Genomic DNA, 24275 nt, shown 5'->3' on the forward strand with positions numbered 1-24275 from the left:
CCGGCGATCCCAGCAACCTTTCTATAACGGCCAAGTTGTGCAAGCTACAAGTCTCCCGCCAACACACTGTTGTTACATAATTTTTAACGAATTCTCTTCGCCACTTCCTGTCTCGCGGAAGGCCGGCGTAAACTTAGAAAGAGCGCAGGAACAGATAAGCTGACACAAAACGTATGTATCAAATGTCGCAGTGCGGAATAGTGCACATTGCTGATATTGAGCGTTTTGAAAAATTACTCGCCCGGCGATCAAAAAGGGCCTGCTACAAGCGCGCATTTTCTTTTTAGCGGTGGTGCAAATATGTCGCTGAGCGCAAAGAGCCTTTTTCTGTCATCTTTCCGTCCAAAGCGGTGGCAAAAGTTACCACCGTGATTTGCCGTCAGACTTGCCGGGCACACCGTAAACGGTCTTAGGCGCAGGCTTTTAGAGTTTCGCAATCAACTTGGCGCTGAGGCGCTTTCTGCGGCAATCATTCGTCCCGAAACACCAGCTAATCAGAGCGACAATGCAATATACTTCGGAAGACGTGCAGGTTCTGCGCGAGCGTCTCTCTGCGCGAGATACGCGATCCAACCCTCGTTGGTGGACTGTGCCGGCTCGGCGCCTCTCCATGGTCGGGCTGAACATTGCGACACTGGCTGCGTTGTTTGCCGGCGTAGCAACAGTGCTAGGCGGCGACGGCTGGACACTGGTCGATGTCCTGATCATGGCATGTGTGGTGCTCAGCGCGCCTTGGACCGTACTTGCATCATGGAATGCGATTATCGGATTGTTTCTAACTCTAGCCTACCGGGATCCGGCGAAGATTGTCGCTCCCTTCTGGTCTGACGCCTCACCTCGAGCTCCTATCAAGTCACGCTGCGCACTGCTCATGACTGTTCGCAACGAAGACCCTGATCGGGCTTTCGCTCGGCTGGAGGCCATACGGGCAAGCCTCGAACAGACGGGGCAGAGCGCGGCTTTCGATCTGTTTGTACTGTCCGATACGGACATCCCGGCGATTGCCGAGCGCGAAGAGCAGCTTTTTGCCGACAAGCGCCGCCAGTTTGCCGGGCTTGGAAATGCCTACTATCGCAGACGGAGCGCCCGCACGGGTTTCAAGGCTGGGAATGTCTGGGAATTCGTTGAGACGCGCGGTAGCAACTATGACCTTATGATCCCGCTCGACGCCGACAGTCTGATGTCCGGCTCCACAATCGTGCGCATGGTCACCACGATGGAACGGCATCCTGAAATCGGCATCCTGCAAAGTCTTGTTGTTGGTGCTCCCACTGAAAGCGGATTTGCTCGGATCTTCCAGTTCGGGATGCGGCAGGGCATGCGCGCTTTCACGCTGGGAAGTGCGTGGTGGCAGCAAGATTGCGGGCCGTTCTGGGGCCACAACGCCGTTATTCGGGTCGAAGCGTTCGCCCGTCATTGCGACCTGCCGGTATTGCCAGGTCGCGCTCCGTTGGGCGGTCATCTGCTCTCTCATGACCAAGTCGAAGCGGTTCTTATGCGCCGCGGGGGTTATGAAGTGCGTGTTATTCCAGAAGAGACGGAAAGCTGGGAAGAGAACCCAGTCACAATCCTTGACTATATGCAGCGCGACCAACGCTGGTGTAATGGAAACATGCAGTACTGGCGGCTTCTCGGAATGCCGGGGCTGGCCACTGTCAGCCGCTTTCAGATAGCGCAAGCGATCGCGATGTATATCGCGCCAGTAGCCTGGATGCTGATGATGACGCTGGCGGCGGTCAAGGCCGCGACGGAAACCATGGAGACGTTCGATCCCACACTCGCGGTTGGTCTCTACGTCTCGATGTTCATTCTAAGCCTCATGCCCAAAATCGTAGGCGCCATCCAGATCGCACTGGAGCCGAACGGCGTGGCGCGGCTTGGCGGGCCTATGAGATTCGCCGCAGGGCTTCTCGTCGAGTTCCTTTTCTCTCTCTTGATGGCTCCGGTGGTTGCCTTCCGCGTTTCCATTTTCATGGTCGGATTGTTGTTTGGCGCGCGCATCTCATGGGGCGGGCAGACCCGGGATGCTTACCGGCTCAGCTGGGCAGAAGCCGCACGGGCTATGTGGCCGCAGACGTTGTTCGGCGCAGTGTTGACTGCTGTGTTCGCGCACTATGCTCCGCAGGCTTTGCCTTGGGCTGCACCAGTTCTCTGCGGCCTCCTTCTGGCGATACCATTTGCCGTCCTGACGTCCTCTCCGCAATTTGGGACCTGGATGCGACGTCACGGCATCGCACGTACGCCTGAAGAGGCACAGACAACGACGACCTATGTTAGCGGATACGCACCGCTCGCAGGCTAAAGCACTCGCACAAACATCGCGGCGGCAAGCGTGGTAACAACGCGCTTGCCGCCATTTTTTTATTACCTTAGCCGAGGCAATAAGCTCCCGACGGGAGGCGGTCTTCTTACTCTTTCATGCTGGTGCGCGGCAGGATCACCGTGAGACCCCACCCGCTCAGAGCGGCAACGCCCAACCAGATGAACAGAGATGCGGCCTGTAGCGTGCCAAGCAGCCATATGCCCGGCAGCAAAGCTACAGCTGATACCAAATAACGGACAACCGTCGCCGCAGCTCTGGGCCTATGACGCGTCCGTCGTCGTTTCGAGTCCGTCAGCGCGAGGACGATAAGCCCTGCGATGGTGATCATGCCTGCGACCGCAACAATAGATTGGATGTTCACTCGGCCGGCCCCTCGCTCAGAGTACCCACTTGTTGTCCAGCCGGTTTAACCTGCCTGCGTGCGCTCTTTGACCATGCGAACCACAGTCCGCACAGGCCTGCGATCATCAGGCATAGATCGATTGCGATCACGTCCACCTTGCCTGCCGCCAGGGCTTCATTCCAACCTTGCCCGGAAAGGGTCATTCGCACGATGGGTAGGGCGAAGAGTGCGGGACCCATGAGCCAGGCAAACAGACTATCGAGACGGCCAGGGTTAGAGATCAGGATCCCCGCTAAAATGACCACGGCGGAGACAATGACGAACGCGAGCGGCGTCCATGACACCGGATCACCAGCAGGATAGGTCGCCAAAAATGCGTAGGCTGAGCCTAACATGGCGAGCGGCAGGCCATATGCCGTTACAATGATTGCTCTGCACCTGCGACCCCGCAAACATTACTTTTTGCGTCAACATACAGTCACAAAATACGGACGACAATACTCGCTAGGATGCGGCTGCCGGTCTGTCCGGTGATATTTTTAGCGGAGGGTCAGAATGCGCCATAGTAAGGAGGCGACAAGCATGCCAGCCGCCAGCCAAGCGGCATAATGCGCGAAGCAATAAAACGCCTGTCGCCGAGCCGCTGATATTATCTGCTGAGCAATCGCCGCATGCGGACGCTCGTTAGGCTCCAGCATGAGCCAGAGTTCGGTGTTCTTGTAAGGTCTCTTGTCAGCGTACAGAGCCTTCAGCGCCAATGTCAGACATGCGATTAGGCTAAGGAAGCCACCCGCCGACAATGCAAGGTCCATCTGGTCCGACAGGCCGACAACCGTCGTCGCGAGACCCAGGAATCCAAAACCGCACGCCCGCCCCACGGAGACGCCGGCGAGATAATGAATACGCTTCAACATCTTGCTTGTCCTGAACCGACGCCAGAACAGGTAGGCTGCATTCTTGGCCAAGCTATAAGTATGTGATTTTCATTCTGAATGTACAAGCTACCCCAGCTTGCGCAGAAATCAGCCCCCAGCCGCAGCCATGAAGGCAGGTGCCGTGAGGAGGGCCGTCCCCGCTAACCAGATGCCCAGCGAAATGGACGTGCTCGACTTCTCTCCTCGAATCCGCTCGTAGATCGCAGCGGGTACGCCGGCAGTAATCAGCGTACATGCAGAGATGAAGACCGACGTCAAATAGAGAAAAGCCAACGGAGACGCCAAGAATGTCCCCGCGACGAACGGCCTAAGCAAAATTGCCACCAGATCGAACCAAGGGGAGAAATGCATCCCGTTGACGAGTGACAATGCCGCGGTGGCCACAAGAAGGACGTCCTTGCGGAGAAGCTCTTCGCGGTCTTGCAGATCGTTCATATCCGTTAGGCCCCCACCGACGCACTCATGCCCGCCGCCACGGCGGTTAGAAACCAGAACATGCGCCCGGCCATCAACCAGACAATAGCGAAGACCAGAACGAGTCCATTGGGAACGATCGCCGGCGTAATGTAGCGCACAAGCTTAAGGACCGGGTCCGTGACGCGGCGGAATACGTGAAGAACGACGGCCTTGCTATTGGAACCGAAGATGAGATCCAGAATATACCGACCGATCAAAGTGTAGATGAGGGCGGACATCACGAGATTGGGTACGTGAAACCACCAGTTCTGCAGGAAACTATCGGCCGGGGTCATGGCAGGTCCTACTATGGCGCGGAAGGGAGGCTCGGCGAACAGAAGACGGCGAGGTGCGAGACCCCGCCGTCTTCGTTAATCAAGTTGTTGCCCATCAATGAGGCAAGTTCAACGCGTCCTTATCACGGATGATGGCTTCGCCGGATGCCTGACGTGTGGCGTCGACCATATCCTGGATTCGCTGGCTGGGAGCCGGCGTGAACAAGGAGACGATCCAGATGGTCAGGAAGCCAATCGGCAGACCGAACAGAGCACAGGAAATGTTCCTCACACCCCACCAGTTGGCGATCGACTGCGCATGCTTATCAAAGGCGGCGCACTGTGCCGCATCTGAAGCACACGCGGCCTGAAGCTGCGCGAACTTTGCGATTTGATCAGGCGTCGCATTCGACAGGAAGCTCCACATCTCATAGAAGCCCGGAGCGAAGTAGCGCGTTCCGACGAGGTAGTAGAGACAGATCCCGAAACCAAAGATCATGCCAAGTACCGCTCCCGTAGTCGTGGCGCGTTTCCACCAGATTCCGAGCACGAGGGCTGGGAATATGCCGGCCGCCGCGAGCGAGAACGCCCACGCCACCATCGACAAGATGTCCGCCGGTTTCGTCGATGCCGTGTATGCCGCGAACACCGCCACGATGACCAGCAGTATGCGAGCGACCAAAAGTCGGCGGAACGTCGGCGCATTCCGATCAATCATCTTGTAGTAGATGTCGTGTGAAAGCGCGTTGGCGATGGCAAGAAGCAGACCGTCAGCTGTCGACAGCGCGGCGGCGAGACCACCGGCTGCTACGAGACCTGCGATCACATAAGGCATCCCCGCGATCTCAGGAGTCGACAGAACGATCACGTCAGGGTTGATCGTGAGATCCTGAAGCCGCAACACGCCGGGATGACCAGCGATATTACTGCAAGCGGCCTTAACCGCTTCGAGGTTCACGGCGTCCACGCCGCAGACCTTGATGAGCCCGATCGCTCCGTAGTTGAACAACCACTCACGGATACTATCCAGATCGCGGCCCACAACGTCGGAATAGACCTCAAGCTTCGCGAATGCCGCATAGGCCGGCGCCGTGAAGTACAGGAGGAAAATAAAGAACAGCGACCAAGCCACCGACTTGCGAGCCTCACGCACGGATGGTGTCGTGAAGTAGCGCATGAGGATATGCGGCAAGGATGCCGTACCGACCATCAAGCAGAAGATCAGAGCGAAGAAGTTGAGAGGATCATACGTCACAAAGGGTTTGATGTGCGGCTTCAGCGTTGCCGCGTCCGCCAGACCGCTCGAGACCATCGATTGCTCAAGTGCCGTGATATCCTGCAGGGCTTGTCCATAGGTCAGCTGAGGAATCGGGATGCCGTATTTCTGGGTCGAGAGAACAACCACGGGCAACAGGTAGGCAACGATCAAAACGATGTACTGTGCCACCTGCGTCCAGGTCACGGCCTTCATGCCGCCCAACATCGAGCAGAGCAAGATGCCCAACAGACCGACGTAAACCGCAACGGTGAAGTCCATCCCCAAGAAGCGGGATGCGATGATACCGGTCGCGTAGATCTGCGCTGTTACATAAGTAAACGAACAGCACACCAGCACGATAACGGCGAGAAACCGTGCGAAGTTGCCGCCAAAACGCTCGGCGAAGAAGTCCGGTACAGTGAAAGCGCCGAACTTGCGCAGGAATGGTGCAATCAGAATCGCGACGAGAACGTAGCCACCTGTCCATCCCAGCACGAAAGCCAAGCCATCGTAACCGAGCAAGAAGAGCGTTCCGGCCATACCGACGAATGAAGCCCCCGACATCCAGTCGGCGCCTGTCGCCATACCATTGTAGAACGCAGGAACGCGCCGGCCGGCAACATAGTATTCGCCGACTTCAGCCGTACGTGAGATAATGCCGATGATAGCATAGACGGCGATCGTCAAGAACACGAAGCCGTACCCGATGAACTTATTCGGGACTCCCATCTGTTCAAGGATTGCGAGAACTACAACGAACGCAAAAAAGCCGCCCGTATAAAGTGTATATATTCGGCCTAGGTTGGAGATAAAGTCTCCACCGCCTTTGTTTGAATCGACTTGTGCCATCGACACCTCCCCTATTCCTCAGCGAAGCCTTCTTCGCGGTCGATGTTGTCCTGCAATTTCGCAAACGCGAAGAGCATGATGACGAACGCGATCAACGACCCTTGCGCGGCCATGTAGAAGCCGAGCGGGAAGCCGAGGATGACGATGGTGTTAAGTTGAATAACGAACATGTGGATGATGAAGCTGAAGAACAGCCACAACACGAACATCGTCCACATGAGCCTACTGGTTCTGCGCCAGTGTCTTGCTCCGTCCTGTTGCATGGTCGTTTCTCCCTTTATCGCGCGATCGCGCGGGATACAGGACGGATGTAAGCAGCCCGCAGCGCTATCGGCTCAGGCAAACCGCCCCAAATTGGGAGATTAATCTTCAGTAAACGCCACGCATAGAGAACTTAAGTCGTATTTCTATGCATAATTGAATAATTACCACACTTAAATAGTGTGCACCGCAATAATACCCGCATCAACTACTTCAATTACTCTATAGTAAATCTTCAGCGTCATCTAATACCATTTGCGGCAAGGTAATTTTGCAGCAAAAACGTCCAGTTCGTAATAATTTTCGGCCGTCTCAGTATTCCTCTCATCAGGAGATAATATTGCTCCCATGACCGAAACCAGTTATTGCACGCCGCTTGTCGGCTTGGACGCGGTCGTTCTTGACATTGAAGCAACAGGTCTTGATTCAACCACCGCGCGAATTGTGCAAATAGGTGCGATTAAAGTTCACGGCGGCGTGATCGACAAGTATCGATGCTTCAATCGGCTTGTCAATCCGGACATCCCGATCCCCCCGTCTTCGACGACCATTCACGGTATCGCAGATGCCGACGTCGCCACCGCTGCTCCGTTTAAAGACGTGTGGCCTGAATTACGCGATTTTATCGGGACTTCCATACTTGTCGGGCATGCTACTGCATATGATCTTGCCGTGTTGCAGCGCGAGTGCCAGCTCGCCGGAATCGAATGGCGGCCACGACACGCCCTAGACATCCGGACACTTGCGCAAATCGCTGCCCCTACTCTCGCCGGACATAGTCTCGACAGCTTATGTGCATGGCTGGATATCAAGATCGAGGGACGGCACACGGCGCTCGGCGATGCCACCGCCACAGCGAGAGCATTCTTAGCGCTACTTCCGCTGCTCCGCGCGAAAAATGTGCGGACCCTTGCCGAAGCAGAAGCCGCGACACGCCACGCCATTGAACGTGATGCTCAAGCTGCGGGCGGGCTCATGGCGACGTTTGAAGATGCTCCGACCGGAAAGGCCACCGACGAGCCTGATGACAAGGTTCAAGGTCCACTGATGCGGACCGACACTTATCCCTATCGTCACTGCGTCTACGAAGTCATGGGCATGCCACCGGTGCGCGTTTCTCCAAACGACACCATGCACGAGGTTTCCCGCACGCTCATTAATCGCAAAGTGAGCTCAGCTTTCGTAGAAATTGGCGATGGCCGGCATGGGATCGTGACGGAACGCGATATCATGCGCGCGATCGCTTCCCGCGGAGCCGACGCTCTTGCTCGACCGGTCGCTGACATTATGAATACACCGCTGCAGTCAATCTCCGACCAAGCCTTTCTCTATCGCGCGATCGCGCGCATGCAGCGGTTCGGCTTCCGTCACCTCGGCGTACATAATGCCAATGGCGAGATCATTGGCGCTTTGACCATGCGCGATCTGCTGCGATACCGCGCCTCCTCCGCTATTGCACTTGGCGATGAAATCGACGTCGCGAATACCGTTGGCGAACTCAGTCAGGCCTGGGCCAAGTTACCTGTCATTGCGAAAGAGTTGATCGCCGAAGACGTTCGTGCCTTCACGATCGCAAATGTCATCAGTTCTGAATTGCGGGTTTTGACGCGACGCGCCTCGCAACTTGCTGAAGCACGAATGAAGGACGCTGGGCATGGTGCGCCGCCAGTTCCCTATGCCGTTCTGGTTTTAGGATCGGCAGGGCGTGGGGAAAGCCTCCTCGCGGCAGATCAAGACAACGCCATCATCTTCAACAGCGGCGAGCCTGGCGGACCTGAAGACAGATGGTTCGAAAAACTTGGAAGGCATTTATCCGATATTCTTGATGAGGTCGGCGTTCCTTACTGCAAAGGGGGCGTGATGGCACGCAATGCCGCCTGGCGCATGAGTTTCGCTGACTGGAAAGGCATGATCGAAAGCTGGGTGCGCCGGCAGCGCCCGAAAGACCTGCTTAACGTCGACATCTTCTTTGACGGCATCCCAGTTTTTGGTGATGTCGCTCTCGGTGAAGCTATATGGGAGCACGCATATGCGTGCGGATCTCAATCCACCCCCTTCATCAAATTGCTGACCGAGGCTGCTCGGATACCAGGTGGTCAGGCTTTTACGCTTTTTGGTGGCTTCAGGCGTGATGAGAAGGGTCGCGTTGATCTTAAGAAGGTCGGCTTATTTCCGATCATCACAGCCGCACGCGTTCTTTCGATCAAGTATGACGCGCGTGCGAGGAGCACCCCTGAGCGTTTTCGCAAAATTGCGGCCAAGGGCGCGGCTTCGCCTGATGCGATCGAACGTCTACTCGTCGCACACGAAACGATCATCAGATCTATTCTTGAACAGCAGATCACCGACATTGCGGATGGCGTACCGCCGGGGAACAAGGTCGCAACGGCGCGTCTGGACCGTGCGCAACGTGCTGCACTCAAAGCAGCGGTCGCTGACGTATACATAGCGACAGACCTCGTCGGTGAAGGACGCATCTAATCTGTCGCACCAAGATGAGTGCGGCATCTCGTGCATGTTTGCGTCAAGTCAACGCCGCACGAAATCGCTCTATGCCATTTCGCAGGATGAACTCAAGTTGTGGAGGATATCATGGATTGGCCGAGGTTCCGCCACGTCGAGCGGCAAGCCCGCCGTTTGAGCGATATGATCGAGAAACTCGATGTCGACACATTAAGCCTTATTCGCCTGCGTCAGGGCAATGCGTATGCGGAGGCTCGTACAAAATGTTTGCATTGCACCAACGCAGCCGAGTGTTTGGAATGGCTTGAGAATTGGCCTCACGGCGGTGAGCCCGCCGCGTTCTGCCCTATCATTTCGCTGCTGGAAAGCTGCCGTCGGTCTTCGAAGACTGCCTCGAACGCCCCCTGTGAGACGGACCATCGCCGGCTCAGTTTGCATTTAAATAATAGGTAGAGAGAGAAGGCTTGGGTCTGGTTTGACCCAAGTCAAGGACGAGCACGCAGCATTCCGCATAGCCTCGTAGTCCGCAAGATTAACGATAAGATCTGGGTGCGGAACGTCATGAAGCGGATTAAGCGATGGATTTTAGTTGCGGGTAACGCAAGGGCCCGCATTGTTGAACGGCTCGGGACGGGGCGGAACACGCGTATTCTTGAGCCATACCGATTTGACGAAGATGTTCCACTTTGCCGGGAACTTCCTTGCGAATGCGCAGATGATCCGAATTACGATGCTGTTCCTTTGTGCCGGCGACCCTGCTCTCCGGAAACGAAGTTTGCTTGTAAGCTCGCCGACCTCCTGCAGGAGCGCTCCACGAGGGGAGACTTTGACAGGCTTTTGATTGTTGCGCCGCCTTCTATGATCGCAGATCTGCATGCCTCGTTCGACGATGGGATGCGTGTCAAGGTTATCGCTGAAGTGGCCGCAGATCTCACGCAAGCAGCCAACGTAGAGATCGTCCACCGTCTCGAAACAGAAAACCTTCTCTGCTAGTCTCGATCATCTGTTTGGAGACGCCTGCCATGCCCCGCGCGTCATAAATATTATTGTGAGGTACGCCAATGGCGCTGAAGCATGTTCGCTTGGAACTCGCCAGAGACCCAGATTTTCCCAACGGCAGTCGAGACCGTGGCTACGAGTTTGTCGCTCCGCTCGATGATAATGGACATCTCGATGCCAAAGAGTGGCGGCAGAATCGGGATCGGTGTCGCGTCAAACGCATCTGGCCCCACGAACCTTCTCCAATTGGCCATCTGGTCCATAAGCCAGGTGGTGTCTGGGCGTTCGACTACGACACAACGCGCAGTGACGATGACGAGGCAGGCTTCAAACTCGACAAACACAAGCTCGTGCCAGGAGAATATATATCGTTCCGAGAGAGCGACGGAGAAATGCGGACATTCTACGTCGTCGCTGTTTCAGATCTCGATTAATCCCTTCACATAGGCCTGATTCATGATTTCCATGACCGACGCTCATCGCGCAACTTGGATTTTGGTCGGCGTCATGCTTGCATCAGCTTGCGCTAAAATGGCTTTTGCAGCAGATGCTCCGCAAAGCCCTCCCGATATGACGCGTGGCAAAGCAATCGCAGAACGTTGGTGTGTGAGTTGCCACGTAATAGCAAGCGATAGCAACGCAACCGTCCCGGCCGGCGTGCCAACATTTCGCGCCATCGCCAATCGTAAGGGACAAACCGCCGACAATATCCGGCACGTCTTGATGATGCCTCACGTTCCTATGCCGGACATGCAGCTTACACGTGGCGAGATGGATGATCTGATCGCTTATATTGACTCTTTGCGTGATGCTAAGTCGGGACCGGCACTGCTCCCCAAGCCTCAAAAGGGTGATCAGAAGCCGGCCATTCCTCACAATACGTAAGGACGCTGGCTTCCCTACGGATCGCGATCTCAGCGTTCCAGAACATAAGTTCCAGGCGCTGGATACATAGGCTTATAAGGCACTCGACCGAGTGGCGGCGGCGTGGTGGGTTTTCCCGAGATATCGCTGAGCCAAGCCGTCCATTCCGGCCACCAGGACCCGGGCTTTCGCGGGGCGCTGGCGGCCCAAGCATCCGGGTCTGGGCTTGGCGTTGCACGTGGGTGGCGGAGCACCTGATACGAACGACGCGGATGACCAATTTCTGAAACGATACCGGCATTGTGCCCGCCTGAGGTCAAGACGAAATCGACCTCGACATCGAGAAGATGAACGAGCTTAAACACCGAATGCCAGGGCGCCACGTGATCAGTCGTTGTGCCGACTGCGAACACCGGGACCTCAATGCATTCGAGTTGGATGGGACGCCCATCGACGCGAAAACGACCCTGCGCGAGATCATTGCCCAAGAAAAGCTTTCGTAGATAATCCGACTGCATCCGATAAGGCATGCGGGTCGCATCGGCGTTCCATGCCATAAGGTCCGTCATGTCCGGCCGATCACCCATAAGGTACTCGTGAACCATGCGGGACCAGATGAGGTCTTGCGACCTCAACATCTGGAATGCCCCGGCCATGTAGCGCTGATCGAGGTACCCCGACTGCCACATCATGTCCTCGATAAACGAAACCTGCCCTTCATCTATGAAAAGGCCAAGTTCCCCCGGCTCCTCAAAATCCACTTCCGCCGCGAAGAAGGACAAGCTGGCGAGACGAGCATCTCCATCACGCGCCATGGCTGACGCAGCAATCGACAACAGGGTGCCGCCCAAGCAATAGCCGACGGCATGCACCTTTTCTCTGCCGGTTACTGTTTCGACCACATCGAGAGCTGCCATAACTCCCAACCTGCGATAATCGTCCATCGACATATCACGTAGCTCGGGCCCTGGATTGCGCCAGGAAATACAGAAGACCGTGAACCCTTGCGCAACAAGATAGCGAATGAGCGAATTGTGAGGCGACAAATCGAGTATGTAATACTTCATGATCCAGGCCGGGATGATAAGGATCGGCTCCGGCCGGACTTTTTCGGTCTTCGGCTTATATTGGATGAGCTCGATAAGCTCATTCCTGAAAATGACTTCACCCGGCGTAACGGCTACGCGTTTCCCAACTTCAAAGTCTTCGGCACCCGCTGGACGCTGGCCGCTGACGGATCGGCCGATATCCTCTGTCGCATGGCCTAAGCCACGCATAAAATTAGCGCCGTGCTCTTTGACGGTCTGCTCGATAATTTCGGGGTTCGTCGCAACGAAGTTCGCAGGCGACATCATGTCGAGAAACTGCCGGCTATAGAATTCGACGAGTCGTTCGTGCCGAGCCGTCACACCATGTACGCTTGTGGTGGCATCATGCCACCAGTCCTGTCCTAACAAGAAGGACTGATGGAGCATATTGAACGGGAAGACCTGCCATCCGCGATGTTGGAAGCGCCGGTCCTGAGGTGGTGGGCAAACGCACGGCGTCGCGCCTTGACCCTGACATGTGCATTCCCACGCATAATGAAAAAGCTTCGACCAGTTTTCGACTGCTCGGACCTGAAGCTCGTATTGCTTGCCAGGCAACGTGGCCAAGTGCAAAGCCCAGTCCCACCAAGCGCCTGCCAAGCTTATAGGAGATAGGCCAAACGTCAGTGGGGCCCACGCCGCATGAAACTGCCGATCGGCTAGTCGAAAGACACTTTCCTGCTCTTGCGCTGTGCGGCTCTCAACGACGCTCTCGGATGCTGGATACGCGACAAGCCCACCTTGCCGTCGATCCTTTGCGCTCATGTCTTTAGGCAGCTGCGCATCAACTGACAGGTCCGCAACGTCACTTTCCCGTGGAACGGGCGCCCCCATTAGTCCTCCTCTGCGCACTCACCTTGCGCAAATTGGCAACCACGCCTGCCACCATATGATTTCAGGCCGCCTTCGGCGAAGACAACTCGTCGGCGAGTGCTTCGGCTTCCCTTTGGATCCGATCGGCTGTCTCGGACGCAAACTTCGAACCTATATTCGCCATCTTCCCGGCTTCGCTCGAATAATCGTTCAGGGCGTTCTGGAAGAAATCGGTGTAGATATGAACGGCGTCATCGATTTCCTTGCTAGCATTCAAATCTTCGAGCAGCTTCACATCCTGCTCATAACGATGCTTGAGGAACGCCAAAGCCTCAATCTGGTAGCTCATCATGGATTTGAACGCATGCCCCTGGAGTCGGCCAAGTGCCAGAAAAGCCTGCTGACCGAATAAGGCTGTTTGCGGCTGAGTAAAAACGTTCATTCTATTCATCATTGCTCTCTGCGGCTTCGTTCCATCTGGTCTGTCTAACACTATGTGGTCCTCCAGGTTCCCGATCTCAATCTTGGATCGGCCTCCGCCTTTCGACAATCTCGCTGTCATAAGCCTCTCTCCTCACAGGTGCATTGCACTTGCTATTCAAGAGCAACTGTTCCGTGCGACCTGGAAGCTCCCAACTCAATGTTAGAGTAGTCACCGCGGCTAACAGTTCACGTTGATCTTGATCAACGGAGAACTGCGACGCGCTGGCGCTGCCGTACACTAAAGTATTCCGCCTACTTCAGCTGGAGAGACACGATCGAGAGACCCGGATCGCCCGTATCGAGATGCGCCTGAAATCCCATCTCGTGGCACAACTTCAGCATCTTCGTATTGTCTCTCAGAACGAACCCGTCGATCCGCGAAATGCCGTCAGCCTTTGCAAAGCGGATGAGCTCTTCCAGAAGAGCGTATCCCAACCCTCGTCCTTGTTGATCCGTTCGCACAACGAGGCCGAACTCAGACATCTCCTTGTCCGGGTCCGAAGACAGACGGCCTATGCCCGCCAATTCGCCAGATGCTACGTCTATCGCGACGAAGGCAATGTCCCGCTCGTAGTCGAGTTGTGTAAGCCGCAACAGCATCTCGTTTGGAAAGTGCTTGCGCGGCGCAAGGAGCCGCAAACGTAAATCTTCTGCCGATACCTTCTCCAGGAAAGTCGGATAAAGGGCGACGTCCGCGGGCTTGATGGGACGAACATGATACCGCGTGCCGTGGAGGATCAGATCTTTCTCCCAACCTGAGGGATAAGGACGGACGGCAAGATCAGGATTGGGAGTGGGGCAATCGATATTTTCTGGATTGATCTCGATCCTCGCATCGAGAGCTACGACGCCATCGCTATCGGCAATCAGCGGGTTTATGTCCAATGAGACTATGCAGGCAAAGTCAACGATCATGCGTGAAAGCGCATTCAACGCACGGCTGATCGCCTCGCGGTTGGCTGCCGGGCGGTCGCGGTAGCCAGCCAGAAGGCGGCCGATCCGCGTACGATCTATGAGATCGCCAGCAAGGACGTCATCCAATGGAGGCAGGCCGGTCGCGGTGTCGGCGACGACCTCGACGGCTGTCCCACCGGCGCCGAACAAGATGACTGGTCCGAAGACCGGATCACGGCTCATCCCGAGCAGCAGTTCCTGCGCATTTTTACGGACAACCATGGGCTGCAAGGTGAAGCCGTCGATGGTGGCGTCGGGCCTCTCTTTTGCAACTCTCTTCACCATTTTCTCTGCAGCAGCGCGCGCAGCTGCAGCTGTATCGATGTTGAGCGCAACGCCTCCGATATCGGATTTGTGGGAAATTTGCCTCGATAGTAGCTTGACGACGATCTTGTCCGACGTTTCCAGCAGCTTCAATGCCAGCTTTTCGACGTCATCAACCGAAGGCGCCTCGACCATATCCGGTACTGGAATTTCGTAGGCTGCCAGAGCTGCTTTGGCTTCAGGCTCGGTAAGTATGCTGCGACCTTCATTGGCAACTTTCTGGAAGATCTCGAAGACGCGCTCTCGATTGACGTGCACGTCCTCGCTGCCGTGGGTCGGCACACGCATCAGCGCCTTCTGCGCTCGTGACCAGTCGCTCAAATATGAGACTGCGACAGCCGCATCGTCCGGCGTCTCGAAACTCGCCAGTCCGCTATCTTGCAGAATATGCCGCGCCGGGATGGCGGACTTACCGCCTAGCCAACACGTCAGAACCGGCTTCCCGGCAATCGTGCCGCTGCTAGCGAGTGCCCCTACCGCTTTCGCAGCATCACTCGCTGACGCCAGTCCTGTCGGACAGTTTAAAACCAACAGGGCGTCCATGTTGGCGTCCGCAGCCACGGCAGCAACAGCTTCCTTGTAACGGCCGGGGGGTGCATCACCGATAATGTCAACCGGGTTGGCGCGGGACCAGTTGGACGGCAACGCCCGATCTAGCCTTGCGATGGTCTCGGGCGAAAGTTCAGGAAGCTCTCCCTTGCAGTCGACCAGACGATCTACAGCAAGCACGCCTGCGCCGCCGCCATTCGTTACGATGCCGACCCGAGAGCGCTTCAACTGCTTGAACCGCGCTAATACCTCTGCCGCGTCAAAGAGCTCGCCTAAATCGTGCACGCGAAGAATGCCGGCCCGATTCAAGGCTGCGTCAACCGCGGCATCCCCGCCTGCCAATGCCCCCGTGTGCGTTGCGGCCGCCTTGGCCGCCTGTTCATGCCGACCCGACTTAATCGCGATGACAGGCTTTATGCGGGCTGCAGCACGGGCAGCAGACATAAACTTGCACGGGTTGGGTATTGTCTCAAGGTACATAAGGATGGCGCGTGTTTTCCCATCCCCCGCAAGCATGTCTAGGTAATCGCCAACATCGACATCCGCCATGTCACCAAGAGAAACGATGTGTGAAAAGCCGACATTCTCGTCAGCCGCCCAATCGATAAGGGAGGTCGCGATTGCCCCGGATTGAGAGAGAAGTGCCAGTCCGCCAGGGCGCGGAAACATGTGCGCGAAGCTAGCATTCAGCTTAGCCTCTGGGACGATCAACCCCACCGTGTTCGGCCCGATAATGCGGAAAAGGAACGGCTTGGCAGCATCGAGCATCGCCTGTCGCAAACCGTTCTCGCGCGTAAGGCCCGCCGTTATCACAACGGCTGCGCGGGTACCTTTCTCACCAAGCTCGTGGATGAGACTGGGAATAGTTCCAGGCGGCGTGGCGATGACTGCAAAATCGGGAATGCTAGAAATGTCGCTCACCCGTGCATAGCAACGACGCCCTGCGACTTCATCATACTTCGGATTGACCGGCCATATTTCTCCGGCGAACCCCGCTTCAATAATATTTCGCATCAAGATGTGGCCGAGCGAGCCTTCGCGACTGGAGGCCCCCAGGACGGCAATCGACTTAGGGCGAACCGCATGTTCGAGGTTACGGATTGTCATTGAGCTTCACCTCGCCATCGTGACAACATGCTCTTTTGGAAAGAGCTTTGTTGGATCGGTGGTACCCATATCGGCCGAACATTACGGCACCAGTACCGCTGCTCCATTAAGTCGACCGGAGCGCAAATCCGCCAACGCGTCGTTGGCCGCGTCCAGGGGATAAACCGTGGTATGCGTCTTCACCCCAGCCTTGCGGGCTACAGGGAAGAACTCCCGCGCATCCTGACGCGTTAGGTTTGCCACCGATACAAGCTCGCGCTCGCCCCAGATCAAGCGGTAGCGCATTTGCGGAATGTCGCTCATATGAATGCCACCGCACACGACCCTTCCACCTTTAGCGACCGCCGCAAGAGCGGCCGGGACGAGCGCGCCCACCGGTGCAAAAATTATCGCAGCATCGAGAAGTTCCGGCGAAGGTTCATCTGAACCGCCCACCCATGTGACCCCAAGGCTTCGCGCAAACTCTTGCGATTTCGTATCTCCGGGGCGGGTGAAGGCGTACACGGCACGCCCCTGCCACAGACATATCTGAGTAATGATATGAGCCGCCGCACCAAAACCGTAGATCCCTATCATTTTGCCTTCACCAGCATGGCGCAACGACCTCCATCCAATCAAACCTGCACACAGGAGAGGTGACGTTGCTATCGGATCAGCGTTGGGATCGAGGTCAAACGCGAAGTCCGACGTGGCCACCGTATGCGTGGCAAATCCTCCGTCGCGCGTGTAACCAGTGAACAAAGGATGGTCACAGAGGTTTTCACGATCGCTCCGGCAATAACCGCACTGCCCACAAGTCTGGCCCAGCCAGGGTATGCCAACGCGGTGTCCAATTCGATCTGCGGAAACACCCGGTCCGACGGCATCAACAATGCCGACGATCTCGTGCCCTGGCACCAACGGCAACTTTGGCTCTGACAGATCACCATCAACGATATGAAGGTCGGTCCGGCACACCGCACATGCTTCTATCTTTACACGTACTTCACCTTCGCCGGGCGTTGGATCTGGCCGCTCGACAAGTTGCAGAGGCTTGTCAAGCTTTTCGAAAATCATTGCCTTCATGCGCACACCCTGCAGTCAATTTTTCGCTGTTGACGGTCTAGGCCGTGGCCGCTTCCATACCTAAATAAATAGGACCAACACTCGTTGGCTTTGATGCAGTGCAAAGAGTTTGGAACATTTCACGGCGGGGGTTTCACTTACACAATCCATCCGTTTCCGTCGCATCCAGCTTTGACGCTGTAGGCTTCACTTCGCGAGGCAAGACTATGCAAGACCCACTCATCATCACGTTTCGGCATCTAGAGTCTTCTGAGGCGGTCGAGAACCAAGTCCGACAACGTCTCACGGATCTTCAGAAGCTCTATCCCAGGATCGTTGCCTGTGAAGTCGTGATAGAAGCTCCTCAAAAACGGAAAGTTACAGGCCGGGAGTTCAAGGTCCACCTGAAACTCTCAATTCCTGGTCCGGATATTAACGTCACAGGTGAGGCAAGTCGCGGTGAAGCCGCTGAGGATGTCAACGTAGCCGTGCGCGAGGCCTTCGAGGCTGCTGAGCGTATTCTCGTGGAGCGTAAGGAGAAATTGGCCAGACACTAACCACGGCATACCGAGTTGCAAATATGCTTCCCCGGTCATCAGGCCGGGGAAGACATCTTATTAAGGGCCTTCAATTTTAAGTGTTATTTGCGCCTCTTAAGCGGCTCTCTGTTCGGCAGCATCGAGCCTTACCATTTGCATTGACGCCTCCATGATGCTCTGCGTCTTTTGCGGCTCCCTAGCCACGTTACTCAAGCTTGCGCCTCACGCGCCTTTTAATTTTTAATTCCGCCCATCATATTCCGTCGGCTGAACTATTTTTCTCCTGGCACTTTTGCAAAACGCAATGAATCAACACCTTGCAACTCCGCGCCCACCGCATGAATTTCGAAATTATCTCTATAGCTATCCATTAACTATTGCCGCGCCTCGAAAATTAATTGATACGCTAAAGCAAAATTTTCTTTTATAGTGGGCACTGAGAATGGGGGGTCTCATAGCGGATTCATTCACTGCGGAGACCTAAAAATGAGACCTTATCTGACATCGGCACTTCTTATTCTCTTGGCCGGCGCAATATCCTCACCAGCGATCTCTCAGGACAATACGAAAGGTGGTCCGCCCAAGTCCATGGGCGATGAAGCCGGAAAACTGCCTGCGACCGGGACCATGAGCGAGCGTCTCCCAGAAATGGGAGCTACTCCTCGCCCGTCCCCCGAGATGGAAACCGGATCTGTCGGTCCCAAAGGCCCCGCTAAGACCATGGGCGACGAAGCCGGGAAACTTCCTGCAACCGGAAATATGAGCGGTGCGGTCCCAAAGATGACCACTCCGGAAAAATAATGGTGTTCGACGCGGTCGTGCAATCGCATGGCCGCGAACTCGATAAGGTTTTGCAACCCCAATTCCTGGAGATTAAATCATGGCGGACAAATCAATTACCTATACCGATTCTGGCGGTGCGAGTTGGTGGGGCGCTATTCTGCTCGGGGTCGTCTTTGTTATCGCCGGGCTTTTCATTCTCGGAGATTTGGCCCTTGCAACGGTTATCAGTGCTGTGCTGATCGGTATCGTTCTGCTTGTTGCTGGTATCGCGGAAATCATTCATTCCTTCTCCGCACAGCATTGGCGCGGCTTCCTGCTGAGGCTGTTGGTCGGCTTCTTGTACGCAGCCGGTGGTGTCCTACTTGTCGCCGACCCGCTGCGCGCTTCGATCGCCCTCACGCTCGTTTTCGGGATCGCGTTGATCGCTTCCGGTATCGTGCGTCTTTTCCAAGCCTTTCAATACTGGGACTGGGCCGGATGGCTTCTATTACTTTCCGGAGTCGTCGGCATCGCCGCTGGTGCAGTCATCCTCACTCAGTGGCCGATCAGTGGCCTATGGGTGCTTGGCCTCGTCGTGGGCGTGGATCTGCTCATCCATGGGTTCTGGTGGATTTCGCTTGGTTGGCGCATGCGGCATGACCATCGCGCCGTTCCAGCGTGACGTTTCCGGACTTCTGCCGAACCAGAAGGGTATGTTGGGAGTAGGGATAGCAACGGATGCCATCGGGTGGGGGCAAGACGACCAACAGATCTGGTTCCCGCCGTCGAACGACGGTGAAGCTCATTGACCTCGCGCTGCAAGGTGGGGGGTCTCATGGCGCATTTACTTGGGGCGTATTGGATAGGCTTCTCGAAGAGCCTGACCTCAAGATTGACGCCATCTCTGGCACATCGGCCGGCGCGATGAATGCTGCCGTCCTCGCCGATGGCTGGACAGACAACGGCGCGATTGGTGCACGCGCGGCTCTTGATGCCTATTGGAATCGCGTATCTCGGGCCGCCGCCTTAAGCCCCCTGCAACGAACTCCAATCGATCGGATGCTCGGGCGTTGGACGCTTGATACGTCACCAGCCTTCATCGCGATGGATTTGATGTCGCGAGTTTTCTCGCCCTACGACCTCAATCCGCAAGGGTTCAATCCACTTACCCGGATCCTGGAAGAGAGTATCGATTTTGAGAGGCTCTCCCGCGCGCCGATCAAACTGTTCGTTACGGCTACAAACGTCCGAACCGGGCGCGGCCGCATCTTCCGGAACGCGGAAATTACGCCGGAGGTCCTACTCGCCTCCGCATGTCTGCCAACACTGTTTCAATCCGTGGAAATAGACGGTGAACCCTACTGGGATGGTGGGTTTGCGGGAAATCCGACAATTACGCCCCTGGTCCGTGAAAGCGATGCGCAGGATACGATCCTCGTACAAATCAACCCTCGGGAGCGCCCGGGAACGCCCAGGACCGCAGCGGAGATTTTCAATCGACTGAATGAGGTCTCCTTCAATGCGACGCTCATGAAAGAGCTGAGGATGATCGCGCTTTTGCGTCAGGTGGCCGACCCTGGCTCGGGAGAAGGTGCGCGTTGGGCTAGTATGCGAACCCATCGGATCATGAGCGACATGATGGTGACGTTGGGTTACTCGTCAAAGCTAAACGCCGAATGGGCCTTCCTCACCATGCTGCGGGATGAAGGGCGACGTTGCGCTTCAGAATTTCTCGATGTGCACAAAAACGATATCGGGCAGAGCTCCACGGCCGATCTCGATGTTCTTTTGGCGGAGTGCTAGGTCATGGGGCTTTTCGGAATCCTGATCGCCCTGGGATTGTTGATCTGGTTTGCCTACCGGGGCTGGAGCATTCTTCTGTTGGCGCCGGCAGCGGCGCTCCTGGCAGCCGCCCTTTCAAATCAGCCGTTACTTGCTCACTGGACGCAAACGTTCATGGGCAGCGCTGCAAACTTCTTCGCGCAATTCTTTCCTCTATTTCTCCTCGGCGCGCTGTTTGGCAAGTTGATGGACGACAGCGGATCGGTCCGAGCCATTTCGCGCTTCATGACTGAGCGTCTTGGACCGAGCCACGCCATGTTGGCGGTCGTGCTTGCTGGGGCGATGGTCACGTATGGCGGCGTTAGTCTGTTTGTCGCCTTCTTTGTTCTGGCCCCCATGGCGCAGGAACTGTTTCGCGCGGCGAACATCCCACGGCGGCTGATGCCCGCAGCCATCGCGCTCGGGACATCGACCTTCACAATGTCGGCGTTGCCGGGAACACCGGCCATTCAAAATGCCATTCCGATGCCGTTCTTCGGAACAACCCCGTTTGCGGCACCTGGACTTGGAATTGTTGCCGCGCTCATCATGTTCGGGTTCGGGATGTGGTGGCTCAACCGCGTGGAGGCTTCGGCGCGAGATGCAGGTGAGGGCTTTGGCGGCGACAATGCGAGCCCGCTTGATACAGTGGCCGACGATCAGCTTATTCGAGAACGGGCAACAACCGCGCGCGAGTTTGACCCCGCAGAGTTGCGACATGGGCAACAGAGCGACAGCCTTCCGCCGATTGGACTCGCAGTGCTGCCACTTGTTGCGGTCGTCGGCATCAACCTGCTTATGGCAATCTTTATCTTGCCGTCGCTGGATTTCTCATTCCTGGCAGAGGAGCGTTGGGGAGCAACGTCTTTGTCAGCGGTGGGTGGCGTCTGGTCTGTTGCCGTCGCACTGGCTTCCGCAACACTGATTTTGATCCTCACAAACAGGCAACGGCTGCCGGCATTGCGCGAAAGCATGGACGCAGGCGCCAACGCCGCGGTGCTGCCTGCCGTCAGTGTTGCAAGCCTGGTGGGCTTCGGCGCGGTCATTGCCGCATTGCCGGCGTTTGCGTTGGTGCGGGATTGGGTCCTCTCTATCGAGGGCGGGCCTCTTGTCTCGCTCACGGTCGCGACCAATGTTTTGGCTGCGCTCACCGGCTCCGCATCAGGTGGGCTCACGATTGCGCTGGATACGCTTGGCGAAACATACATGCAGCTTGCCCATGAACTGGGTATCAACCCGGAGCTACTGCATCGTGTGGCCGTGATCGGCTCGGGCACTCTCGACAGCCTCCCGCACAACGGCGCCGTCGTGACCCTGCTTGCCGTGTGCGGGACCACGCACGGGGACAGCTATCGAGATATCGTCATGGTGGCGATCGTCGGCGCCATTATCGCCCTCGTCGCCGTAATCCTCCTGGGCTCGTTGTTTGGGTCCTTCTGAGCCCTTCCCGCCGCCTAGATGACGCTCAGACCGGAGACCTCAGGATGTCTCTTCTTTATCGACGCCCGTGAGCCGCTTGCTCCAGTCCTCAACCTTGGACGTCTCAAGGCGGCGTTGCATCAGGCGGCGCCAGCTTTCTGCAAGTGTTGGGATTGCGGCAAGCGCGGTCAGTTCTTCGAAGGCGAGCGTGCGCTGATAGAGAACCGAAATCGCGCGAGCGAGCGGCCATTCGGGATGTGGGCGTTCAATCAGGCAAAGCGTGTCGCCCGGCTCAATGCTCCCCTCTTCGAGAACTCGATAGTACCAGCCCGAACGCCCTGAACGTTGGACGCGCATGGCCATGTCCGCCACGCCGAAGCGCGCATTCAATTTCCAACATGGCTGCCGGCCTTGGGACACCTGTAACACCACAGCGCCCAGACGCATTGTGTCCCCCAGACAGACATCAGCTTCAGTCAATCCAGAAGTGGAGATGTTTTCACCGAAGGCAGGAGGCTCATCGAGCAATGGCGAAATTTCGGGTATCTCCGCTGACCACGTCGCATAGTGATCCCGGGCGTAATGATGCAGCGCCTTCTCTGGCCCGCCATGATGCCGGGGATCAGCTTGCTCGTCGCCAACCAACCCCGTGCGGGTAACGCGCCAGGGACCGGCAACAGCTGACTTATCGATGGCACTAAGCGCCCCTGATGGCCCTAACGGCCGTGAAACCCCGGCATACATATGTTCAATGATTGCCAAGCCGGCTGTCATCCAAGCCCGTCCTTACTCGCCTTGTTTTGCTGTCATACGTGAACCGTTTGAGCCGCTCGTGTCCTGTGTCCAAACGGCCCTTAAGATGGGACCATCAGCACCATGCGTCGCGGCATCCGGCCTCAGCGCACATTCTGTTGGGTCCATTTTAACGAATCGTTTTTCGTGCTTTACTGCGCTGAAGTAAAAGCATTTTGCGATACGGTTCCGCGTTTCTTCACATCCAAATTTTTCTGTGAATCACCATTACGTCGGCTTCACGGTGGCGAACTGTAATAAATTCGCAACAATGTCTCAGGTATGCGCACCTGTTTATGTGCTGTTAACCCGCGACTCAGTTAATCCTACTAGCAATGTTTCTTGGATTTTGGCTCCGGCAAGGGGGAAGCCGTAACAGCTATGGCAATAAAGAAATCGACGATCGCTCTGGCCTCGGCATTTACTGCCGGCCTCATCGCAACCTCAGCATTCGCAGGTGACGATGGCTTTTATCAACCGTCGTACGGCGATCTGGCATACCCGATCGTCACGTTTTCCGGTGGTGAACTGACCAATGGCGCTCGCGAGGGTTACTCCGGCATCTACTATGGCTTCAATCGGGATTTAGGCCAGTCCGGCTGGATTGGCCGGATTTACGGCTCGATCGGCGATTACGATTATGACTATGGCCCTGGGCAAGGACCGTTCGGTAATGGACCCGGCTCCGTTGACGGTGACTATTGGACCGGCGACATCATGTTCGGCTATTTGTGGGTTCGTAACGGTTTCGACCTCTCGGTGCTTGTTGGTGCTGAATACTACGATCGTGAATCTGTTACGTCTGATCCCAACCCCAATTTCCGTGGTCGTGATGAGGATGATGAATTCGGGTTCAAGGTTGTTGCCGATATCGAATCCAACGACCTGAGCAATTCGCCCCTGTATTTCGCTCTCGGCGGTAGCTACTCGACAGCTTTCGACAACTATTATTCTCTTGCCCGGGTTGGCTACAGCTTCGACCGTTTCACGATTGGGCCTGAGGCTTGGGCTCTGGGCGACGATTCCGGTGATGCACAGCGCCTTGGCGGCTTCTTGAAGCTAGACTTTGAGATTGGCACTGTCGCTACCACGATCATCGGCTCTGGCGGTTACCAGTTTGCTGATGACGGATTTGCAGGTGAGTTCGGTGAAGAAGGTGGTTATGCCACCATTGAATTCCGGATGGCTCTTGGTGAACCTCGTCGCGGCCTTCCTATGAAGTGACCTAGCGACATATCCGCAAGTTCACTTGCGCCTTTACAAATAAAAAAGCCGTGGCTTACCGCCACGGCTTTTTTTAGATCCTAATCTTCTCAAAACTCAGGAATGTTCTTGGTGGCTGATTGCGTTTTGGGGAGATGCCGCCCCACGCAAAACAGTTTCGACCGACGCTTCTTCGACCTTGACCGGCTCCGTTTGCGTTCCACGAGGCCGGCACATGGCCGAATTTATCGATACTCCCTCGCGAAGCAGCCAACCGCTCGCGACGCCGCCATTCTCATTCTTGACTAAGTAGGCCTTCATTGCTTCCTCCTGAACGCGTATTTTGCTGGA

Annotated in this window: 26 protein-coding genes; 13 read left to right on the forward strand and 13 right to left on the reverse strand. The window is 56.2% G+C overall.

The window, feature by feature from the left end; translation table 11 throughout:
* Nucleotides 1-505: 505 nt before the first annotated feature.
* A complete protein-coding gene (gene mdoH / locus K5845_RS13065; RefSeq protein ID WP_287959160.1) occupies nucleotides 506-2302 on the forward strand; it encodes a glucans biosynthesis glucosyltransferase MdoH in 1797 nt (598 codons plus the stop codon).
* A 106-nt stretch (nucleotides 2303-2408) separates the two neighbouring features.
* Here mdoH and K5845_RS13070 read toward each other — a convergent pair whose 3' ends face one another.
* From K5845_RS13070 to K5845_RS13100, 7 genes are all read right to left on the reverse strand, one after another.
* Entirely contained in the window at nucleotides 2409-2684 is a 276-nt protein-coding gene (locus tag K5845_RS13070; RefSeq protein WP_046478001.1) for a hypothetical protein, read from the reverse strand.
* Nucleotides 2681-3061: a hypothetical protein gene (locus K5845_RS13075; RefSeq protein ID WP_287959161.1), complete on the reverse strand. Its 381-nt coding sequence runs from the start codon at nucleotides 3059-3061 to the stop codon at nucleotides 2681-2683. The genes K5845_RS13070 and K5845_RS13075 overlap by 4 nt, the downstream gene beginning before the upstream one ends.
* 144 nt (nucleotides 3062-3205) lie before the next feature.
* Nucleotides 3206-3580 carry a hypothetical protein gene (locus K5845_RS13080; RefSeq protein ID WP_139165278.1) on the reverse strand — a complete coding sequence of 125 codons (375 nt, stop codon included), beginning with the start codon at nucleotides 3578-3580 and terminating at the stop codon, nucleotides 3206-3208.
* 108 nt (nucleotides 3581-3688) lie between these two features.
* The gene (locus tag K5845_RS13085; protein ID WP_046477998.1) at nucleotides 3689-4036 is read right to left on the reverse strand and encodes a hypothetical protein; all 348 of its coding nucleotides are present in this window, start codon (nucleotides 4034-4036) and stop codon (nucleotides 3689-3691) included.
* A gap of 5 nt (nucleotides 4037-4041) precedes the next feature.
* The gene (locus tag K5845_RS13090) at nucleotides 4042-4353 is read right to left on the reverse strand and encodes a hypothetical protein (protein ID WP_046477997.1); all 312 of its coding nucleotides are present in this window, start codon (nucleotides 4351-4353) and stop codon (nucleotides 4042-4044) included.
* A 94-nt stretch (nucleotides 4354-4447) separates the two neighbouring features.
* Nucleotides 4448-6439, reverse strand: a complete 1992-nt coding sequence (locus tag K5845_RS13095) for a sodium:solute symporter family protein (RefSeq protein ID WP_046477996.1) — start codon at nucleotides 6437-6439, stop codon at nucleotides 4448-4450.
* A gap of 11 nt (nucleotides 6440-6450) precedes the next feature.
* Nucleotides 6451-6702: a DUF4212 domain-containing protein gene (locus tag K5845_RS13100; protein WP_046477995.1), complete on the reverse strand. Its 252-nt coding sequence runs from the start codon at nucleotides 6700-6702 to the stop codon at nucleotides 6451-6453.
* A gap of 346 nt (nucleotides 6703-7048) precedes the next feature.
* On the opposite strand from K5845_RS13100, the gene K5845_RS13105 reads away from it, so the two are divergent.
* The 5 genes from K5845_RS13105 to K5845_RS13120 all read left to right on the forward strand — a co-directional run bounded on the left by K5845_RS13105 (nucleotide 7049) and on the right by K5845_RS13120 (nucleotide 11047).
* Nucleotides 7049-9181: a DUF294 nucleotidyltransferase-like domain-containing protein gene (locus K5845_RS13105; protein WP_287959162.1), complete on the forward strand. Its 2133-nt coding sequence runs from the start codon at nucleotides 7049-7051 to the stop codon at nucleotides 9179-9181.
* Nucleotides 9182-9292: 111 nt separating this feature from the next.
* Nucleotides 9293-9616: a DUF6455 family protein gene (locus K5845_RS21230; RefSeq protein ID WP_353736545.1), complete on the forward strand. Its 324-nt coding sequence runs from the start codon at nucleotides 9293-9295 to the stop codon at nucleotides 9614-9616.
* A gap of 108 nt (nucleotides 9617-9724) precedes the next feature.
* Nucleotides 9725-10156 (forward strand): host attachment protein, encoded by a 432-nt coding sequence (locus tag K5845_RS13110; protein ID WP_046477992.1) that lies wholly within the window; start codon nucleotides 9725-9727, stop codon nucleotides 10154-10156.
* A gap of 68 nt (nucleotides 10157-10224) precedes the next feature.
* Entirely contained in the window at nucleotides 10225-10596 is a 372-nt protein-coding gene (locus tag K5845_RS13115; protein WP_046477991.1) for a hypothetical protein, read from the forward strand.
* A 31-nt stretch (nucleotides 10597-10627) separates the two neighbouring features.
* Nucleotides 10628-11047: a c-type cytochrome gene (locus K5845_RS13120; RefSeq protein WP_170832387.1), complete on the forward strand. Its 420-nt coding sequence runs from the start codon at nucleotides 10628-10630 to the stop codon at nucleotides 11045-11047.
* A gap of 29 nt (nucleotides 11048-11076) precedes the next feature.
* On the opposite strand, the gene K5845_RS13125 is transcribed toward K5845_RS13120, so the two are convergent.
* The 4 genes from K5845_RS13125 to K5845_RS13140 form a co-directional block, all read right to left on the reverse strand.
* Nucleotides 11077-12948, reverse strand: coding sequence for a PHA/PHB synthase family protein (locus K5845_RS13125; protein ID WP_244465045.1), 1872 nt, complete (start codon nucleotides 12946-12948; stop codon nucleotides 11077-11079).
* A gap of 61 nt (nucleotides 12949-13009) precedes the next feature.
* On the reverse strand, nucleotides 13010-13369 hold the full coding sequence (locus tag K5845_RS13130) for a phasin family protein (protein ID WP_046480159.1): 360 nt from the start codon (nucleotides 13367-13369) through the stop codon (nucleotides 13010-13012).
* 293 nt (nucleotides 13370-13662) lie between these two features.
* Nucleotides 13663-16344 (reverse strand): bifunctional acetate--CoA ligase family protein/GNAT family N-acetyltransferase, encoded by a 2682-nt coding sequence (locus tag K5845_RS13135; protein ID WP_287959163.1) that lies wholly within the window; start codon nucleotides 16342-16344, stop codon nucleotides 13663-13665.
* Nucleotides 16345-16425: 81 nt separating this feature from the next.
* Nucleotides 16426-17409, reverse strand: a complete 984-nt coding sequence (locus tag K5845_RS13140; RefSeq protein WP_090226219.1) for a zinc-dependent alcohol dehydrogenase family protein — start codon at nucleotides 17407-17409, stop codon at nucleotides 16426-16428.
* A 206-nt stretch (nucleotides 17410-17615) separates the two neighbouring features.
* On the opposite strand from K5845_RS13140, the gene K5845_RS13145 reads away from it, so the two are divergent.
* The 6 genes from K5845_RS13145 to K5845_RS13170 all read left to right on the forward strand — a co-directional run bounded on the left by K5845_RS13145 (nucleotide 17616) and on the right by K5845_RS13170 (nucleotide 21950).
* Nucleotides 17616-17945 carry an HPF/RaiA family ribosome-associated protein gene (locus K5845_RS13145; protein WP_052743792.1) on the forward strand — a complete coding sequence of 110 codons (330 nt, stop codon included), beginning with the start codon at nucleotides 17616-17618 and terminating at the stop codon, nucleotides 17943-17945.
* Nucleotides 17946-18413: 468 nt separating this feature from the next.
* Entirely contained in the window at nucleotides 18414-18728 is a 315-nt protein-coding gene (locus tag K5845_RS13150) for a hypothetical protein (protein ID WP_046477988.1), read from the forward strand.
* A gap of 79 nt (nucleotides 18729-18807) precedes the next feature.
* On the forward strand, nucleotides 18808-19371 hold the full coding sequence (locus K5845_RS13155; protein WP_046477987.1) for an HdeD family acid-resistance protein: 564 nt from the start codon (nucleotides 18808-18810) through the stop codon (nucleotides 19369-19371).
* Nucleotides 19346-19498, forward strand: coding sequence for a hypothetical protein (locus K5845_RS13160; protein WP_287959219.1), 153 nt, complete (start codon nucleotides 19346-19348; stop codon nucleotides 19496-19498). Before K5845_RS13155 ends, K5845_RS13160 begins: the two co-directional genes overlap by 26 nt.
* A complete protein-coding gene (locus tag K5845_RS13165) occupies nucleotides 19428-20492 on the forward strand; it encodes a patatin-like phospholipase family protein (RefSeq protein WP_046477986.1) in 1065 nt (354 codons plus the stop codon). The genes K5845_RS13160 and K5845_RS13165 overlap by 71 nt, the downstream gene beginning before the upstream one ends.
* Before the next feature lie 3 nt (nucleotides 20493-20495).
* Nucleotides 20496-21950, forward strand: coding sequence for a GntP family permease (locus K5845_RS13170; protein WP_287959164.1), 1455 nt, complete (start codon nucleotides 20496-20498; stop codon nucleotides 21948-21950).
* A 39-nt stretch (nucleotides 21951-21989) separates the two neighbouring features.
* On the opposite strand, the gene K5845_RS13175 is transcribed toward K5845_RS13170, so the two are convergent.
* On the reverse strand, nucleotides 21990-22703 hold the full coding sequence (locus K5845_RS13175; RefSeq protein ID WP_287959165.1) for an MOSC domain-containing protein: 714 nt from the start codon (nucleotides 22701-22703) through the stop codon (nucleotides 21990-21992).
* A gap of 399 nt (nucleotides 22704-23102) precedes the next feature.
* Between K5845_RS13175 and bcsS the strand changes: the two genes are divergently transcribed.
* Nucleotides 23103-23945, forward strand: coding sequence for a cellulose biosynthesis protein BcsS (bcsS, locus tag K5845_RS13180; RefSeq protein ID WP_046477983.1), 843 nt, complete (start codon nucleotides 23103-23105; stop codon nucleotides 23943-23945).
* A gap of 96 nt (nucleotides 23946-24041) precedes the next feature.
* Here bcsS and K5845_RS13185 read toward each other — a convergent pair whose 3' ends face one another.
* Nucleotides 24042-24245 (reverse strand): hypothetical protein, encoded by a 204-nt coding sequence (locus K5845_RS13185; protein WP_046477982.1) that lies wholly within the window; start codon nucleotides 24243-24245, stop codon nucleotides 24042-24044.
* Nucleotides 24246-24275: the final 30 nt, after the last annotated feature.

This window comes from Filomicrobium sp. (assembly GCF_025698805.1).
In the GTDB taxonomy this organism is placed as follows: Bacteria; Pseudomonadota; Alphaproteobacteria; order Rhizobiales; family Hyphomicrobiaceae; genus Filomicrobium; species Filomicrobium insigne.

What these genes read in the sequence shown, in the direction of transcription:
- K5845_RS13165 (WP_046477986.1), top strand. Translation starts at nt 19,428, where the DNA reads ATGCCATCGGGTGGGGGCAAGACGACCAACAGATCTGGTTCCCGCCGT.
- K5845_RS13135 (WP_287959163.1), bottom strand. Translation starts at nt 16,344, where the DNA reads ATGACAATCCGTAACCTCGAACATGCGGTTCGCCCTAAGTCGATTGCC.
- K5845_RS13105 (WP_287959162.1), top strand. Translation starts at nt 7,049, where the DNA reads ATGACCGAAACCAGTTATTGCACGCCGCTTGTCGGCTTGGACGCGGTC.
- K5845_RS13170 (WP_287959164.1), top strand. Translation starts at nt 20,496, where the DNA reads ATGGGGCTTTTCGGAATCCTGATCGCCCTGGGATTGTTGATCTGGTTT.
- K5845_RS13120 (WP_170832387.1), top strand. Translation starts at nt 10,628, where the DNA reads ATGACCGACGCTCATCGCGCAACTTGGATTTTGGTCGGCGTCATGCTT.
- K5845_RS21230 (WP_353736545.1), top strand. Translation starts at nt 9,293, where the DNA reads ATGGATTGGCCGAGGTTCCGCCACGTCGAGCGGCAAGCCCGCCGTTTG.
- K5845_RS13130 (WP_046480159.1), bottom strand. Translation starts at nt 13,369, where the DNA reads ATGAACGTTTTTACTCAGCCGCAAACAGCCTTATTCGGTCAGCAGGCT.
- bcsS (WP_046477983.1), top strand. Translation starts at nt 23,103, where the DNA reads ATGGCAATAAAGAAATCGACGATCGCTCTGGCCTCGGCATTTACTGCC.
- K5845_RS13110 (WP_046477992.1), top strand. Translation starts at nt 9,725, where the DNA reads ATGAAGCGGATTAAGCGATGGATTTTAGTTGCGGGTAACGCAAGGGCC.
- K5845_RS13150 (WP_046477988.1), top strand. Translation starts at nt 18,414, where the DNA reads ATGAGACCTTATCTGACATCGGCACTTCTTATTCTCTTGGCCGGCGCA.
- K5845_RS13140 (WP_090226219.1), bottom strand. Translation starts at nt 17,409, where the DNA reads ATGAAGGCAATGATTTTCGAAAAGCTTGACAAGCCTCTGCAACTTGTC.
- K5845_RS13185 (WP_046477982.1), bottom strand. Translation starts at nt 24,245, where the DNA reads ATGAAGGCCTACTTAGTCAAGAATGAGAATGGCGGCGTCGCGAGCGGT.
- K5845_RS13160 (WP_287959219.1), top strand. Translation starts at nt 19,346, where the DNA reads ATGACCATCGCGCCGTTCCAGCGTGACGTTTCCGGACTTCTGCCGAAC.
- K5845_RS13090 (WP_046477997.1), bottom strand. Translation starts at nt 4,353, where the DNA reads ATGACCCCGGCCGATAGTTTCCTGCAGAACTGGTGGTTTCACGTACCC.
- K5845_RS13155 (WP_046477987.1), top strand. Translation starts at nt 18,808, where the DNA reads ATGGCGGACAAATCAATTACCTATACCGATTCTGGCGGTGCGAGTTGG.
- K5845_RS13175 (WP_287959165.1), bottom strand. Translation starts at nt 22,703, where the DNA reads ATGACAGCCGGCTTGGCAATCATTGAACATATGTATGCCGGGGTTTCA.
- mdoH (WP_287959160.1), top strand. Translation starts at nt 506, where the DNA reads ATGCAATATACTTCGGAAGACGTGCAGGTTCTGCGCGAGCGTCTCTCT.
- K5845_RS13125 (WP_244465045.1), bottom strand. Translation starts at nt 12,948, where the DNA reads ATGGGGGCGCCCGTTCCACGGGAAAGTGACGTTGCGGACCTGTCAGTT.
- K5845_RS13145 (WP_052743792.1), top strand. Translation starts at nt 17,616, where the DNA reads ATGCAAGACCCACTCATCATCACGTTTCGGCATCTAGAGTCTTCTGAG.
- K5845_RS13085 (WP_046477998.1), bottom strand. Translation starts at nt 4,036, where the DNA reads ATGAACGATCTGCAAGACCGCGAAGAGCTTCTCCGCAAGGACGTCCTT.
- K5845_RS13115 (WP_046477991.1), top strand. Translation starts at nt 10,225, where the DNA reads ATGGCGCTGAAGCATGTTCGCTTGGAACTCGCCAGAGACCCAGATTTT.
- K5845_RS13095 (WP_046477996.1), bottom strand. Translation starts at nt 6,439, where the DNA reads ATGGCACAAGTCGATTCAAACAAAGGCGGTGGAGACTTTATCTCCAAC.
- K5845_RS13080 (WP_139165278.1), bottom strand. Translation starts at nt 3,580, where the DNA reads ATGTTGAAGCGTATTCATTATCTCGCCGGCGTCTCCGTGGGGCGGGCG.
- K5845_RS13100 (WP_046477995.1), bottom strand. Translation starts at nt 6,702, where the DNA reads ATGCAACAGGACGGAGCAAGACACTGGCGCAGAACCAGTAGGCTCATG.
- K5845_RS13075 (WP_287959161.1), bottom strand. Translation starts at nt 3,061, where the DNA reads ATGTTAGGCTCAGCCTACGCATTTTTGGCGACCTATCCTGCTGGTGAT.